The sequence below is a fragment of the Fluviirhizobium alvei genome, assembly GCF_030551875.1.
Taxonomy (GTDB): Bacteria; Pseudomonadota; Alphaproteobacteria; order Rhizobiales; family Rhizobiaceae; genus Rhizobium_E; species Rhizobium_E alvei.
The window spans coordinates 109114-124837 of sequence record NZ_JAUOZU010000015.1; the positions used below are offsets into that span (position 1 = coordinate 109114).

Sequence of the window (15724 nt, forward strand, 5' to 3'; positions counted from 1 at the left end):
TCGAAACCTCCAATAACGTCAAACCGTTAGAGTCGCCTCTGGCGCCATCGCATGGCACGCGAAATGCAGATCTGCACCTCTTATCAACATCCCAGAACCCGGTTCCCAACCGGCTTTTGAGACGTATAACGCCGATTCGGTAGAATCACCGGATGCAAATCTGCACATAGCCACAGGCAACACGAGATGATTTTCCTTCGCCTGACCAGTTCATGCGGAGATCACAATGCAGATTCTGAGCGTCTCGGCCGACCACTATGCAAGCAACCATAACTACCTGAACCAGATGCACCGTCTTCGGGCCGCCGTGTTTGGCGGTCGCCTGGAATGGGATGTCGCTATTACGGACCAGGGAGAGCGGGATCAGTATGATGATCTCTTACCGACCTACATCCTCGCGGTCTCAGCCGACCAGAAAGTCGTCGGCTGTGCGCGCCTGCTGCCTGCATCTGGCCCGACGATGCTGGAGCAGACATTCCCCCAACTGCTGGAGCGCGGTTCGCTTGGCGCCCATGCTGCGATGGTCGAGAGTTCACGTTTTTGCGTCGACACCTCGCTTCAAGCGGGGAGGGGAGGGTGCCTCCATCAGGTCACGCTCACCATGTTCGCCGGCATCATCGAATGGTCGATGGCGAACGGTTACAGTGAGATTGTTACCGCGACCGATCTTCGCTTTGAACGCATCCTGAAGCGTGCTGGCTGGCCAATGCACCGCCTCGGCGATCCGGTTGCGATCGGGAACACCATCGCCGTCGCGGGCAGCCTGCCGGCCGATCGAGCCAGCTTCGAACAGGTCTGCCCGCCCGCTAACCGCTCGGCACTCGAGCGTACTGGCTCCGGCCTCTTCAGGAGCGCCGCGTGACCCAACTCCGCTCCCATCCCCGTCTCGTGCGCAAGCTCCAGGACGCCCTCGGCGACCAACTTTGCGTCGCACTCGACGATGCAACGGTCGTCGAAATCATGCTCAATCCCGACGGCAGGCTGTTCATCGAACGGTTGGGGCACGGGGTCGCCCCGGCCGGCGCGATGAGTGCCACGACTGCCGAAGTCGTCATCGGCAGCGTCGCCCATGCGCTGCAGTCGGAAGCCGACGACGAACAACCGATTATTTCCGGCGAACTGCCGATCGGCGGACATCGGTTCGAGGGCTTGCTGCCACCGGTGGTATCGGCGCCGGCGTTCACGATCCGGCGCCGCGCGTCGCGGCTAATCCCGCTCGACGAATACGTCATGTCGAAAGTCATGACCGAAGCACAAGCCTCGGTGCTGCGCAGTGCGATCGCGTCGCGCCTGAACATCGTCATTTCAGGCGGTACCGGATCCGGCAAGACGACGCTTGCCAATGCCGTCATCGCCGAGATCGTCGCAACGGCGCCGGATGATCGCATGGTCATTCTGGAAGACACCGCCGAGATCCAGTGCGCGGCGGAAAATGCTGTATCCCTCCACACGACCGACACGGTCGATATGGCCCGGCTCCTGAAGAGCACGATGCGTCTCAGACCTGACCGCATCATCGTCGGCGAGGTCCGCGACGGCGCCGCACTCACTCTGCTCAAGGCATGGAACACCGGCCATCCCGGTGGCGTCACCACCATCCACTCCAATACGGCGATGTCTGCCTTACGCCGGCTGGAGCAACTGACCGCGGAAGCGAGCCAGCAGCCCATGCAGGAGGTGATCGGCGAAGCCGTCGATCTTGTCGTTTCCATTGAGCGCACTGGGAAAGGGAGGCGGGTCAGGGACGTGATCCATGTCGAGGGGTTCGGCAATGCCCGTTACCGGACCGAACATTACGCCCAGACCGATGAGTACAGCCATGTCGCATAAGATAAAAATCACGCTCGCCTGCCTAGGCCTCGCCGCCATCTCTCTTGGCCTGGCCGAACCGGCACTGGCGTCCTCGGGTGGAAGTCTGCCATGGGAATCGCCGCTGGAGCAGATCCAGGAGTCCATTACCGGCCCTGTCGCCGGCTTCATCGCGCTGGCGGCTGTGGCCATCGCTGGCGCCATGCTGATCTTCGGCGGCGAACTCAACGATTTTGCTCGAAGACTTTGCTACGTCGCTCTCGTCGGCGGTGTTCTGCTGGGTGCAACGCAGATCGTCGCCCTGTTCGGCGCGACAGGCGCCAGTATAGGCGAGATTGAAGCACAATCAACGCCTCGCACCACCGAGCCGACAGCAATGGATCGCCCGGAAGGGGAGGGGGCGCATGGCTGATGCCGGTTCGAACCTCTCCCGCTCGCGTGTGCATCGGGCCCTGTCGCGTCCGAACCTTCTAATGGGTGCCGACCGCGAACTCGTGCTGCTCACGGCGCTTGCCGCCGTCATCCTGATCTTCGTCGTGCTGACCTGGTATGCTGCGCTCTTCGGCATCGCGATCTGGATGATCGCCGTCGCGGCACTGCGGATGATGGCGAAAGCTGATCCTTTGATGCGCCGGGTCTATATCCGCCACATCTCCTACAAGACATTCTACCGCGCCACGTCCTCACCGTGGCGCAGGTTCTGAGGAATCGCGATGGTTGCCCTCAAGTCATTCCGTCATTCCGGTCCGTCCTTTGCCGATCTGGTGCCCTATGCCGGCCTGATCGACAACGGCGTGATCCTGCTCAAGGACGGCTCGCTGATGGCCGGCTGGTATTTTGCCGGACCCGACAGCGAGAGCTCGACTGACGCCGAGCGAAACGAAGTCTCGCGGCAGATCAACACGATCCTGTCTCGGCTGGGCTCCGGCTGGATGATCCAGGTGGAGGCCATCAGGATTCCTACCGGAGACTATCCGGCCGAGGACGATTGCCACTTCCCCGATCCGGTCACGCGGGCGATCGACGCCGAACGGCGCGCCCATTTCCAGAAGGAGAGGGGACATTTCGAGAGCCGGCACGCACTGATCCTGACCTGGCGTCCGCCTGAGCCGCGGCGCTCGGGGCTAACACGCTATATTTATTCCGATGCGACCAGCCGTTCCGCAACCTATGCCGATAGAGCGCTCGAAAGCTTCCTGACTACGATCCGCGAGGTCGAACAATATCTCGCCAATGTCGTTTCGATCCGGCGGATGATGACACGCGAGGCGCAGACAGGTGGCGGTTTCCGGGTCGCCCGATATGACGTGTTGTTCCAGTTTATCCGCTTCTGCATCACCGGCGAGAATAACCCGGTGCGCTTGCCCGAGATCCCCATGTATCTCGACTGGCTGGTAACGGCCGAATTGCAGCACGGCCTCACGCCTTTGGTCGAAAATCGCTTTCTGGGTGTCGTCGCGATCGACGGCTTACCAGCCGAGAGCTGGCCAGGAATCCTCAACAGCCTCGACTTGATGCCGCTTACATACCGCTGGTCGTCGCGCTTCGTCTTCCTCGATGCCGAGGAGGCGAGGGCGAAACTCGAACGCACCCGCAAGAAGTGGCAGCAGAAGGTGCGCCCATTCTTCGACCAATTGTTTCAGACACAGAGCCGTTCGGTCGATCAGGACGCCATGATGATGGTTGCCGAAACCGAGGATGCGATCGCCGAGGCGTCATCGCAACTTGTCGCCTATGGTTATTACACCCCGGTCATCGTCCTCTTCGACGAGGATCAGTCTCGCTGCCAAGAGAAGTGCGAGGCGGTCCGCCGGCTGATCCAGGCGGAAGGTTTTGGCGCACGGATCGAGACGCTGAATGCGACAGACGCCTTTCTCGGCAGCCTGCCGGGCGTTTCCTATGCCAATATTCGCGAACCGCTGATCAACACGCGCAATCTCGCCGATCTTATCCCGCTCAATTCGGTCTGGTCGGGAAATCCGGTCGCGCCTTGCCCATTCTATTCGCCCGGCTCACCGCCGCTGATGCAGGTTGCAAGCGGCTCGACGCCGTTCCGGCTGAACCTGCATGTCGACGATGTCGGCCATACGCTGATCTTCGGCCCGACCGGCTCGGGCAAATCGACCCTGTTGGCACTGATCGCCGCGCAGTTCAGGCGCTACGCAGACGCGCAGGTCTTCGCCTTCGACAAGGGCGGTTCGATGCTGCCACTGACGCTTGGCGTCGGCGGCGACCACTACCAGATCGGCGGCGATATTGGTCCTTCGGCAACGGGGGAGGCCATGGCGCTCGCCTTCTGCCCGCTCGCTGAACTTTCGACCGATGGTGACCGCGCATGGGCGGCGGAATGGATCGAGACGCTCGTGGCGCTGCAGGGTGTCACCATCACGCCCGACTATCGTAACGCCATCTCCCGGCAGATCGGGCTGATGGCGGAATCGCGTGGCCGCTCACTCTCAGACTTTGTATCCGGCGTTCAGATGCGCGAGATCAAGGACGCGCTACACCATTACACCGTCGACAGCCCGATGGGTCAGTTGCTTGATGCCGAGGAGGACGGTCTGGTACTGGGCGCCTTCCAATGCTTCGAGATCGAGGAACTGATGAACATGGGCGAGCGCAATCTCGTGCCTGTCCTCACCTACCTGTTCCGCCGCATCGAAAAGCGCCTGACCGGCGCACCCAGCCTGATCATCCTCGACGAGGCCTGGCTGATGCTCGGCCACCCCGTTTTCCGCGACAAGATCCGCGAATGGCTGAAGGTGTTGCGCAAGGCAAATTGCGCCGTGGTGCTTGCAACCCAGTCGATCTCGGATGCGGAACGCTCCGGCATCATTGATGTGTTGAAGGAATCCTGCCCGACAAAAATCTGCCTGCCCAACGGGGCCGCGCGGGAGCCTGGCACCCGCGAGTTCTATGAACGCATCGGCTTCAACGAGCGGCAGATCGAGATCGTCGCGACGGCACTCCCCAAGCGCGAATACTACGTCGTCTCGCCTGAGGGACGTCGACTGTTCGACATGGCGCTCGGGCCCGTCGCGCTCTCGTTCGTCGGCGCGTCCGGCAAAGAAGATCTGAAGCGCATCCGCGCCCTTCATCTCGAACATGGGGCCGCATGGCCTCTTCAATGGCTCCAGCAAAGGGGGATCGCCCATGACGAAACATTCTTCCCGGCCAAGTAAGGTGGCGTGCGCCACCGTCATCGCGGCCATTATGCTCTCCGCCACTTCACCGGTTACAGCTCAAGCCAGCGGAGTCACCGGGCAGGCGACCGAGTGGACGCAGCTCGCCAACAATGCCGAGCTCGTCTCGTTGGTCGGCAAATCGGCCGAACAGGTGAACAATCAGATCACCCAGATTTCTCAGCTTGCCGAGCAGATCCAGAACCAGCTCAACATCTACAACAATCTCCTGCAGAACACCGCTCAACTTCCCAACCACATCTGGGGCCAGGTCGAAAACGCCCTGAAGAACCTGCAAAACGTCGTGGCACAAGGACAGGGTGTCGCCTTCTCGATGGGCAATATCGATGACGTTCTCAAGCAGCGCTTCCAGAGTTTTGCCGAGATGAAGAGCAATTTGCCTGATGGAGCGAGCTTCTCCACGACCTATCAGAACTGGTCCGACACCAACCGCGACACGATCGCCGGCACGCTGAAGGCGGCCAATCTGACGGCCGATCAGTTCTCGAGCGAGGAAAGCACGATGTCGTCGCTGCGCTCGATGTCGGAGTCGTCAGACGGCCAGATGAAGGCGCTGCAGGTCGGACACCAGATCGCCGCCCAACAGGTTGCGCAGATGCAGAAGCTGCGCGGCCTCGTCTCCCAGCAGATGACCATGATGGGAACGTGGTATCAGTCCGAACAGGCACAGAAGGATCTGGCGCAGGCGAGACGCGAACAGTTTTTTAGCGCGACCGAGCGTGACATTCGCGGCGGCCAGACGATGGAGCCACGCTGGTGAGCCCGCGTCTGATTATCATTCTCGTCTTGGCGGGGATCGTCGCGTTCGGAGGCGGCATCGTCACCTGGATCGTGGAGCAGCCGCGTCCGGCGCCCGTGTCCGGATCGGGCGCGGCCTCTACGCAACCTGCCTCCGAAACCGAGCGCCGCAAGCATCGCGAACAGTTCTTCAGTGGCGACCCGGAGCGCGGCGTGCGTGGCGGGCAGGAGATGAAGCCGCGATGGTAATTGTCCATCCTTCCCGGAAGCTGGAGCTTGCGTTCATTTCGATCGGCCTCATCCTGTTGGTCGCGACACCGGCGCTTGCCCAACAGGGTTCGGTTTTGACGACGCTGGAAAACTCCGTCGTCACGGCCGCGAAAGGTTGGGAAACCACGGTGATGAACGCGGCGCGTTCGCTGTTCTGGATTCTTGCCGGCATTGAAGTCGGGATCGCCGCGGTGTGGCTGGCGATCAACGCCGCCTCGCTCGACAGCTGGTTTGCCGAGCTCGTGCGGCGGATCATGTTCATCGGCCTCTTCGCCTTCATCCTCGACCAAGGGCCGTCTTTCGCCAAGGCCGTGGTCGACAGCCTCTACCAGATCGGCGCCGGCGGCGGCTCGGCATCACCCGCAAACATTTTCGACGCGGGCATCCGGGTCGCGACCAAGATGTCCGAACAGGCGAAGTTCGGTTTATGGGAAGACAATGCGCTGGCGATCGCCGCCGTCTTCGCCATGGTCGTGGTCGTCGTCTGCTTCTCGTTGGTTGCGGCGATTTTCGTCGCTGTCATGGTCGAGATGTATGTCGGCCTGCTCGCCGGCATGATCATGCTCGGTCTCGGCGGCTCGTCCTTCACCAAGGATTTCGCGGTTAAATATCTGGTCTACGCCTTCTCCGTCGGCATGAAGCTGATGGCGCTGGTGATGATCGCCAAGATCGGCTCGGACATCCTGCTTGGGCTTGCCGAGGCGCCGACAGCGACCTCCGAGCAGTTCATCACCACACTTGCCATCGCCGGCATCTCGGTTGTGGTCTTCGTGATCGCCATGTATGTCCCGCCGATCCTGCAGGGTGTGGTCCAGGGCGCCTCGGTTGCCGGAGGTATGGAAGCGATCCGTCATGGCGGCCAGGCCGCGACATTCGCGGCCGGCGGCGCTTTCCTTGGCGCGAGTGCCGCAACGAAAGGGGCGCAGACGGCGAACTCAGCGAGGGCGGGGGGCTCTTCGATGGCCGGAGCGGCGCTTCGCGGCATGGCGTCCGGTATTGGAAGTGCTGGATGGGCTGCCGGATCGGCTGCCAAGGAGAAGGCGATCGCCTCTCCCGGCGCCTATGCCGGATCGCTGCTCGGCCTCGCCAACGCCAAGCTCGACCAGACGCGTCAGTCGGACCGGCCCACGCCGCCACCTCCACCCCCGCCCATCAACGAGAACAAATAGCTGGAGGTTGATCACCCATGGCCGGACGCAATCCGCCAAATAATCCCCATATTGCCAATCCCTATCTGACCGCGCGCAATGAATGGAACGAGCGTTATGGCTCCTATGTGAAGGCCGCCGCGGCCTGGCGCATCGTCGGCGTCACCGGCATGGTCATGGCGGTGATCGGCTTCGGCTATGCTCTCTACCAGAGCACTCAAGTGAAGCTCGTTCCCTATATCGTCGAGGTCGACAAGCTCGGCACGGCCTCCAATGCCGGCTTCCCGCAGCAGATCGAATATGCAGACCCGCGTGTGGTGCGCGCGACGCTCGGCAGCTTCGTCACGAATTTCCGGAGCGTGACGCCGGATGCGGTGGTGCAAAAGCAATATATCGACCGAACCTACGGCCTGCTCAGGACCTCGGATCCCGCGACCGAGAAGGTCAACGCCTGGTTCCGTTCCAGTTCGCCCTTCGAGAAGGCGAAAACCGCCACGGTTGCCGTCGAGGTCAACAACATCGTTGCTCTGTCGAACCAGTCCTATCAGGTCGACTGGACCGAGTTCGAGCGCGACCGCCGCGGCAAGGAAACGGCCACACGCCGCTTTCGCGGCATCGCCACCGTGACACTGACGCCGCCGCAGGACGAGGGCGTCATCCGCCTCAATCCCATCGGTCTCTATCTCCGCGACTTCGACTGGACAGCGCAGCTTTGAAAGGCATGGCCCCGAACATGAATATCCAACACAGACGATTTTCGGCCATGCTGATTGCCTGCGCAATCGCACCGACGGGGCTGGCGCTCTCCGCCCTTGCACCTCTCGACGTCTTTGCGGCCGACGGCGTGACCGCCAACGAGGCGAAGGGCATGGGGATTTCCACCCAGTGGCGGGGATCGCGAGGGTTGGTCACCAAGGGAGCGGACGGAAAGGTGATCTTCCTCTATGGCGAGGTTCAGCCCTCGGTCGTCTGCTCGCCACTTCAGGTTTGCGATATCGAACTTCAGGGCGGCGAGGTCGTTCGCGACGTGCTGGTCGGCGACACGGTGCGCTGGAAGGTGGAGCCGGCGACATCAGGGCCGGCCGGTGGCCAGGCGATCCATCTGATCGTCAAGCCGTCGGAGCCGGGCTTGGTAACCTCGATGGTGGTGACGACGTCGCGTCGGACCTATCATATCCAGCTCAAGTCGCATGCCACGCAATACATGGCCCGAGTCGGATTCGAGTATCCGGAGGACGTCTCGGCGACACTCGCCGACATCAATGCCCGTCTCGAGGCGAGCACCATCCCCGGCGCCGGCGTTCCAGCCGAGCAGTTGAACTTCTCCTATTCGGTCTCCGGTAGAGCCGGCTGGCGGCCGACACGGGTCTATTCGGACGGCCTGAAAACCTACATCCAGTTCCCACGCTCGATCTCCGGCCAGGATGCGCCAGTGCTGTTCGTCACCTCCGGCGGCCAGAACCGGATCGTCAACTATCGGATGAAGAACGACATGATGGTGGTCGACTATCACATCGATCGCGCGGTCCTCGTCTCGGGCGTCGGCTGGAAACAGGAAAAGGTGACGATCAGAAGGGGAGGGCGGTGATGCGAACCTTTCCGCACTATCTCCTCTTGCGCCCCATCCGCGCCCTTGCCACACCCTTCGCCCTGACCATCCTCCTTTCCGGATGCCAATCGATGGGGACTGATGGTCTCGTCGCCAGCAACGCGCCGCCGGAGATCTCCGGCCCGGCTGCAAGCGCCATTGCCGGCGATATGGTCAGCCGCCTTGCCGAGCAGATCGGACCCGGCAAGGCGACGGTTGCCCTCAAACCGGAAACCTCGCCCTTCGGGCAGGCGCTGGAGGCGGCGCTGAAAGGCTGGGGTTATGCCGTCGTCACCGATCAGAAGACGGACAGCGGTACGAAGGTCATCCCGCTCGCCTATGTGATCGTGCCATTCGACGGGCAAGTGCTGGCGCGTCTTTCGACCGATAGCGTCGAACTTGGCCGCGCCTACACAGTCACGGCAAACGGTGCAATGCCGGCGAGTGCACTTTCGCTGATGCGGCGCGGCTGAGGGGAGGCGACGATGGTGCAATCCTTGCAACTTGGTGGCGCTGCGAATGCCGAAGCGGAAGCCGGCATCAAGCGGATCAACCGCCTGCCGATTATCGTGGTGATCGTGCTGGTGATCGCCTTCCTTGGCGTCATTTTCTATGGGCTTGCCTCCCGCGGACTCTACTTCGGAAAGGACAGCGGTCCGGAAACGAGTTCGGGCAATCCGGCCTCGACCTTCGCCGACCAGATCAAGCGCGGCGTGACGGACGGCATCATCGGCGAGCCGCTGCAGCAGACGACGTTCCAGCCGACACCTGTCGAAACAAAGCAGGCCGAGGAGAAGGCGAACAATCCCTTCACGCCGCAGCCGGGACAACGCGAGGTGCAGCAGCGCGGGCAGGAGCTGGAAAGCGAAGCGGTCTGGCGTGCCCGTCTCGAGCGGGAACAGCGGGAGCAATATCTGCGTGAGCGGCATCGCCAGCGCATGGCCCGGCTGCAGGCGAATGACGCGGCCTATGACGCACCACTCGCCATCGACCGCAGCAAGCTGGAGGCGAGGGCAGACGAGACCACCTCGGCGGGAACGATGACGAACGCTGCGTCATCGACGACCACCGGCGCCAACTCTGATCTTTATGCCGCCGCGTTGCGGGCCGGGTTCGGGGGGCAGAATGTCGACCCGAACGGGCAGAGTTCCAAAGAGGACTTCTTCAACGCCGATCTCAAGGAGGTCGGCTACCTGCCGAACCGCGTCGTACCGCAGCAGTCACCCTTTGAACTGAAACGCGGTTCGGTCATCCCGGCGACGCTGATCACCGGCATCAATTCGGATCTGCCCGGCCGGATCGCCGCCCAGGTCAGCCAGAACGTCTATGACAGCACCACAGGACATCGCCTGCTGATCCCGCAAGGAGCGAAGCTGTTCGGCCGCTACGACAGCAAGGTGTCGTTCGGGCAGAGCCGCGTCCTCGTCGTCTGGACGGATATCATTTTCCCGAACGGCTCGACGCTGCAGATTGGCGGCATGGCGGGGACCGACGCGCAAGGCTATGGCGGTTTCCACGACAAGGTGAACAACCACTATTGGCGGACATTCGGCTCGGCGGCGCTGATCGCGCTGATTGGGACAGGGATCGACGCATCCTTGCCGGAGAGTTCGACGCTCGCCGCGCAGGAGACGGCATCCGATGCGGCAAGGCGGAATTTCGCGGAGAGCTTCGGCCGGGTCGCCGAGCAAACGATTAGCCGAAATCTCAATGTCCAGCCGACGCTGGAAATCCGGCCAGGGTACAAGTTCAACGTGCTTGTTGATCAGGACATCGTGTTTCCGAGTGTTTATCAAGACAAAACCTGACGCAAGTCGCGCTTTTCTCCCGCTCGACCGCGTGAGGCAGTTAGATCTGAACTGACCAAACACGTTTCGCCGCTCTCAAACACTAGCATTTGACTTCATTTCATCCAGCGCACATCTCCGCGCGGGTCGAAACATGGCCGCCCCACCTACACCGCGCCCACATGCCTAAAGCCGAGCCCGGCAACATCGAGCCTATCGACAAAAGTTTACCGCCTAGCTCAGTGCATGGCCGGGCCAGTCGCAAACATTTTCTGAGCGCGCGATTATCCCCTGAGCATCCTCGTTTTCATACTTTGTTAACCTTTCGCAGTCCGAAGAGGTGCGCAAGCAAATCGTTCTGGTCGTTTACAGTCCAACCGCCTGAAAAGCCAAAGCCTTTCCTCAACCACAGCATCGCCTCGAAACCCGCGATAGTTCGCCGCGCTGTGTTGAAGGATTGGAAACCACCGATCTTTGGCATGTTCTTCTTTACCCGGAAATGGTCACTTTCGATGCCTTGCTGGAGGTGCCTGGTGACATAGTGGACGGGGTCCGGATGGAGAAGCCCATCATCAACCGACGTTTTGATCGTTGACGGGAAGGTGTTGGCCCCGTCCGTCCCGATCCTGTTCGGCGACAACAAGGGTTCGTCTTTGAGCATCTTGCGGAAGAACCGTTTGGCGGCGTCGAGATCGCGCTTAGTGGTTAGCAGGAAATCCACCGGATTGCCGTGTTTATCGATGGCTCGGTACAGATAGCGCCATTTGCCGCGGATCTTGACGTATGTCTCGTCAATCCGGACTGAGCCGCAGTGGGGTCGCCGAAACTGCCGCAGCCGTTTATCGATCATCGGCGCATAAGCCAATACCCAGCGGTTGACGGTGCTATGATCGACCTCGAAGCCAAGTTCCCGGAACATTTCCTCGAGATCTCGGTAGCTGAGCGGATAGCGCAAATACCAAGCTACCGCCTGTACAATCAACCATGCCTCGAAATGCCTGCCTTTGAAATCATCCTTCGACTGGCGCTTTAGCTTCTCGGCAATCGAATTCAGATGGGGTGGTTGCCGCCCTCCCCAGACGGCATCGCAATGTGCCAGGATGTGGTGTTGAGGCCACTGAGCGGAAAGGACGGCAACGGTTATGAACGACACGATGATTGGCGTGGATTTAGCAAAGAATGTCTTTCAACTACACGGCGCGTCGATGACCGGGCAGCTTCGGTTCCGAAAGAAGCTGTCACGGCAGAATTTTTCCAAGTTCATGGCGGAACACCCGCCGGCGTTGGTGGTGATGGAAGCCTGTGGCAGCGCGCATTATTGGGCGTGTGAGATGGTTAGGCTGGACCATGAGGTGAAGCTGATCGCGGCGCAGTACGTGCGGCCGTTCGTAAAGCGGCAGAAGAACGATGCGACAGACGCGGAGGCGATCGTGATTGCAGCCCAGCGACCGAAGATGCGCTTCGTGGAGCCGAAATCTGCGGAGCAGCAGAGCCGGGCGATCCTGTTTCGGGCTCGAGAACGAGCTCGTCCATCAACGTACCGAATTGGTCAACGCGCTCAGAGCTTGCCTTTATGAATATGGCCATATTGTTCCGCAGGGTGTTCACCACTTCAAGCGTATTGAGGAGATTCTGGACGAGCCAAACAGTGACCTGCCAGAGTTGATGCGCGAGGAATGCCGCGATCTGCTGAAACAGATCGCCGAAAAGACAATGCGCATCACTCAGCGGACCGTAAAGATTAAGGCGTTGGCGGCTGAAGCTGACACGGCGCGGCGTTTGCAGACTATTCCCGGCGTTGGCCCCTTGACTGCCTTGGCCGTCGAAGCCTTTTCCCCGCCGATGGGGAACTTCCGGTGTGGTCGTGACTTTGCCGCATGGCTCGGCCTCGTGCCACGCCAGTTCTCGTCCGGCGGTAAACAGCGGCTCGGACGCATTTCCAAGACAGGGCAGTCCGATATCCGCAGACTGCTGATTATCGGGGCGATGTCACGCCTGAACTGGCTGGGCCGAAAATCCATCCCGGAAGGATCGTGGCTAGGGCGCATGCTCGCTCGAAAGCCGCGAATGCTGGTCGCGATTGCACTGGCCAACAAGATGGCGCGCACGATCTGGGCGCTGCTCACAAAACATGAGGATTATCGAGTTCCGGCGCAGGCGATAGCAACATGATCAAAATGCTGTAATCAGCCTGTTGCCGGAAAATGGGGTGGAAGAAGGCGACGACCCGAATGGGCGAAAAGATCTGGATCGGGAAAACCAGTAATGATTCGTGAGCAGTAGAGTTCGACATTCAGATTTGAACCCGACCCGCAGATCACCATACCGGCCAGCGGCTTCTGGAAATGCTGCGTTTACAGGCCTGACAGAAGACCGCACTCGATCACATACCCATCGGGCCAGAAACCTCTTGCATCACGGGCGGCAACCACAGAAGAATCATAGCTACGCTCCGCTACATTGGGAGCGGCAATTTCTCCGCTGGTGGTCAACAGGCCGTTAACCAAGAAAATTTGCGACAGGCCCCGGTAAAGTCTCTGGCAAATCCAAAACAGCCGAAGCGATCCGCTACGCACTAACCCGGCGCGAAGCTCTTGAACGCTTTCTCAACGACGACCGCATCGAGATCGATTCCAACATCGTCGAACAGGCGATCCGGCGTAACCGATGTTCTGCTCCCACATTGTCCGCTATCGCCTGATCTGTGATCCACTGTCCATGGATGAGCGACAAGGAGTTTCTCCATGGAGAGTACGTTGGAGGTTCTCACAACGCGACGGAGCGGACGTAAGGCGCATCGCCAATGGCCTGACGAGGTCAAGGCGCGGATCGTATCGGAGAGCCTACGTCCAGGCGTGACGGTGAACGAAGTGGCGGAACGCTACGGGATGAAGGCCAACCACCTGTCGTCCTGGCGAACACTGGCTCGGCAGGGCAAGCTGGTATTGCTAGAGCCGGAAGACGCGGTCGAGTTTGCGGCCATGGTCGTCGAGACCCCAGCGCCGGAACAGCCAGCGGTCGAGTCTGTCACGCGCGCCGAGATTGTCGTCGGTCCGGTTACGATCCGCCTGGAGGAAGGCGCGTCCGCATCCCGGATCGCTGCCATCGCCCGCGCCTTGGCGGCGGAGACATGATCTTTCCGTCGAACCGCGTCAGGATCATGGTGGCGACCAAACCCGTGGATTTTCGCAAGGGTCATGACGGATTAGCGGGGCTTGTGAAGAACGAGTTGCACAAGGACCCGTTCACCGGAACGGTCTTTGTATTCCGGTCACGCAAGGCTGACCGGTTGAAGCTGATCTACTGGGATGGCTCCGGGATCGTCATGGCCTACAAAAGGCTGGAGGAACAAAGCTTCATTTGGCCTGGTATCAAGGATGGCCTGATGACGCTCACCCACGCCCAGTTCGAAGCCTTGTTCGCTGGTCTCGATTGGCGGCGGGTTCATGCCGTCAAGACGAGAACGCCGGAGACCGTCTAGTCGCTGCGGCACGATGACTCAGCACGATAGATTCCGAAGGTAAAGCGGGCAGGGATTTGGTAACTTATGGTCATGCTTGATACCGCCGATCTTCCCGACGATGTTGCCGCCCTGAAGGCGATGCTGATCGCGGCGCAGGCACGCGAGGCGTGCAAAGACGCCGAGATTGCCCGCAAAGATGAGCGGATCGAACGGCTTGAGAGACTGGTCGCGGCCTTCAAGCAGGCAACCTTCGGGCGCAAGTCCGAGAAGACCGATCCCAACCAGTTCGATCTGGCACTGGAAGACCTGGAAACGGCCATGGCCGCCATCCATGCCGAGGATGAGGCGGACACTCCTGCCGGACAGAGGATTGCTAAGCCACGCGCGATCAATCGAGGCTCACTTCCAAAGCATCTTCCTCGTATCGAAGAGGTGATCGAGCCGGAAAGCTTGATCTGCGTCTGCGGCGCTTGCCTGCATTGTATTGGAGAGGATGTCTCCTAGCGGCTGGATGTCGTCCCGGCGCAGTTCCGGGTCATCGTCACGCGTCGGCCCAAATTTGCGTGCCGAGCCTGCACAGATGGCGTCGTTCAGGCTCCAGCTCCAGCGCGATTGATCCAAGCGGGGCTGCCGACGGAAGCGACCGTCGCCCATGTCTTGGTTTCCAAATACGGCGATCATCTTCCCCTATATCGGCAGGCGCAGATCATGAGCCGCCAAGGCATTGACCTCGACCGATCCACGCTGGCTGACTGGGTCGGTCGGGCAGCCTATGAACTGCGGCCCGTTTTCGATGCGCTGATTGCCGATCTGAAGCGCTCATCCAAGCTCTTCATGGACGAGACCCGTGCTCCGGTCCTCGATCCTGGCTCCCGCAAAACCAAGACCGGATACCTCTGGGCACTTGCGCGAGATGACCGCCCTTGGGGTGGCGGCGCTCCACCCGGCGTCGCCTTCACCTATGCACCCGGTCGCGGTGGCATACATGCAGAACGGATATTGCAGGGCTTCTCCGGCATCCTACAGGTCGATGGCTATGCCGGGTACAACAGGTTGATCGCGCCAGACCGCGTTGGCCCGGACATTCGGCTCGCCTATTGCTGGGCGCATGCCCGCCGCAAGCTGGTGGAGATCACTCGCAACGGAGCCGCGCCGATTGCCGAGGACGGCGTCAAAAGGATCGGCGAGCTGTATCGCATCGAAACCGAACTTCGGGGACTTGAACCTGAGGCTCGCCTTGTAGGTCGGCAGGAACGATCAGGACCACTCGTAGCCGACATGCAGGCGTGGCTCATTCATCACCGCGCCCGCGTCGCGACGAAGTCTCCGCTCGGCGAGGCTTTGACCTACATCGCCAAATACTGGGATGGCCTGAAGCTCTTCCTGACCGACGGCCGCATCGAGATCGACAACAATAGTGTCGAGCGGGCCATTCGGCCGATAGCCCTCAATCGCAAAAATGCATTATTTGCCGGACATGACGTTGGAGCCGAGAACTGGGCGACCATCGCCTCGCTCATCGAAACCTGTAAGCTCAATTCCGTCGATCCGCTCGCCTATCTAGGCAGCACACTCACTGCCGTCGTCAACGGGCACAAACAGAGCAGGGTGTGTGAGCTTATGCCATGGAATTATATCGGATGAACGAGCGACTGCATCTGCGGTTGACAACGAAACTGCGATCACGCCCGACGTCTAATACATGGACTTGTCCAATT

Annotated in this window: 15 protein-coding genes and 3 pseudogenes; 17 read left to right on the forward strand and 1 reads right to left on the reverse strand. The window is 60.7% G+C overall.

What is annotated here, in order from left to right:
- Window positions 1-226: 226 nt before the first annotated feature.
- From traI to trbI, 12 genes are read left to right on the forward strand one after another with little or no spacing between them, the layout of a single operon-like run.
- The gene (gene traI / locus Q4481_RS19365; RefSeq protein WP_304378044.1) at window positions 227-862 is read left to right on the forward strand and encodes an acyl-homoserine-lactone synthase; all 636 of its coding nucleotides are present in this window, start codon (window positions 227-229) and stop codon (window positions 860-862) included.
- On the forward strand, window positions 859-1830 hold the full coding sequence (trbB, locus tag Q4481_RS19370; RefSeq protein ID WP_304378045.1) for a P-type conjugative transfer ATPase TrbB: 972 nt from the start codon (window positions 859-861) through the stop codon (window positions 1828-1830). The genes traI and trbB overlap by 4 nt, the downstream gene beginning before the upstream one ends.
- Complete coding sequence (gene trbC / locus Q4481_RS19375; RefSeq protein ID WP_304378046.1) at window positions 1820-2221, forward strand: conjugal transfer pilin TrbC; 402 nt, start codon at window positions 1820-1822, stop codon at window positions 2219-2221. Before trbB ends, trbC begins: the two co-directional genes overlap by 11 nt.
- Entirely contained in the window at window positions 2214-2513 is a 300-nt protein-coding gene (locus Q4481_RS19380; protein ID WP_304378047.1) for a conjugal transfer protein TrbD, read from the forward strand. The genes trbC and Q4481_RS19380 overlap by 8 nt, the downstream gene beginning before the upstream one ends.
- A gap of 9 nt (window positions 2514-2522) precedes the next feature.
- Entirely contained in the window at window positions 2523-4991 is a 2469-nt protein-coding gene (locus tag Q4481_RS19385; RefSeq protein WP_304378048.1) for a conjugal transfer protein TrbE, read from the forward strand.
- Entirely contained in the window at window positions 4963-5772 is an 810-nt protein-coding gene (gene trbJ, locus Q4481_RS19390; protein ID WP_304378049.1) for a P-type conjugative transfer protein TrbJ, read from the forward strand. Before Q4481_RS19385 ends, trbJ begins: the two co-directional genes overlap by 29 nt.
- A complete protein-coding gene (gene trbK / locus Q4481_RS19395) occupies window positions 5769-5999 on the forward strand; it encodes an entry exclusion protein TrbK (RefSeq protein WP_304378050.1) in 231 nt (76 codons plus the stop codon). The genes trbJ and trbK overlap by 4 nt, the downstream gene beginning before the upstream one ends.
- The gene (gene trbL / locus Q4481_RS19400) at window positions 5993-7189 is read left to right on the forward strand and encodes a P-type conjugative transfer protein TrbL (RefSeq protein WP_304378051.1); all 1197 of its coding nucleotides are present in this window, start codon (window positions 5993-5995) and stop codon (window positions 7187-7189) included. The genes trbK and trbL overlap by 7 nt, the downstream gene beginning before the upstream one ends.
- Before the next feature lie 17 nt (window positions 7190-7206).
- A complete protein-coding gene (locus tag Q4481_RS19405) occupies window positions 7207-7884 on the forward strand; it encodes a conjugal transfer protein TrbF (protein WP_304378052.1) in 678 nt (225 codons plus the stop codon).
- 17 nt (window positions 7885-7901) lie between these two features.
- Entirely contained in the window at window positions 7902-8756 is an 855-nt protein-coding gene (trbG, locus tag Q4481_RS19410; protein WP_304378053.1) for a P-type conjugative transfer protein TrbG, read from the forward strand.
- On the forward strand, window positions 8756-9229 hold the full coding sequence (gene trbH, locus Q4481_RS19415; RefSeq protein ID WP_304378054.1) for a conjugal transfer protein TrbH: 474 nt from the start codon (window positions 8756-8758) through the stop codon (window positions 9227-9229). Before trbG ends, trbH begins: the two co-directional genes overlap by 1 nt.
- Before the next feature lie 12 nt (window positions 9230-9241).
- Window positions 9242-10564, forward strand: coding sequence for an IncP-type conjugal transfer protein TrbI (gene trbI, locus Q4481_RS19420; protein ID WP_304378055.1), 1323 nt, complete (start codon window positions 9242-9244; stop codon window positions 10562-10564).
- A gap of 286 nt (window positions 10565-10850) precedes the next feature.
- Here trbI and Q4481_RS19425 read toward each other — a convergent pair whose 3' ends face one another.
- Window positions 10851-11597 (reverse strand): IS6 family transposase, encoded by a 747-nt coding sequence (locus tag Q4481_RS19425; protein WP_304378094.1) that lies wholly within the window; start codon window positions 11595-11597, stop codon window positions 10851-10853.
- An 88-nt stretch (window positions 11598-11685) separates the two neighbouring features.
- Between Q4481_RS19425 and Q4481_RS19430 the strand changes: the two are divergent.
- The 5 genes and pseudogenes from Q4481_RS19430 (at window position 11686) to tnpC (ending at window position 15650) form a co-directional block, all read left to right on the forward strand.
- Window positions 11686-12715, forward strand: a pseudogene (locus Q4481_RS19430) (IS110 family RNA-guided transposase).
- Window positions 12716-13076: 361 nt separating this feature from the next.
- A pseudogene (locus Q4481_RS19435) lies at window positions 13077-13202 on the forward strand (IS66 family transposase); the annotation flags it as partial.
- An 85-nt stretch (window positions 13203-13287) separates the two neighbouring features.
- Window positions 13288-13677 (forward strand): IS66-like element accessory protein TnpA, encoded by a 390-nt coding sequence (tnpA, locus tag Q4481_RS19440; RefSeq protein WP_304378056.1) that lies wholly within the window; start codon window positions 13288-13290, stop codon window positions 13675-13677.
- Complete coding sequence (tnpB, locus tag Q4481_RS19445) at window positions 13674-14024, forward strand: IS66 family insertion sequence element accessory protein TnpB (protein ID WP_304378057.1); 351 nt, start codon at window positions 13674-13676, stop codon at window positions 14022-14024. The genes tnpA and tnpB overlap by 4 nt, the downstream gene beginning before the upstream one ends.
- A gap of 72 nt (window positions 14025-14096) precedes the next feature.
- Window positions 14097-15650 (forward strand): annotated as a pseudogene (tnpC, locus tag Q4481_RS19450) (IS66 family transposase).
- The last annotated feature ends 74 nt before the right edge of the window (window positions 15651-15724 follow it).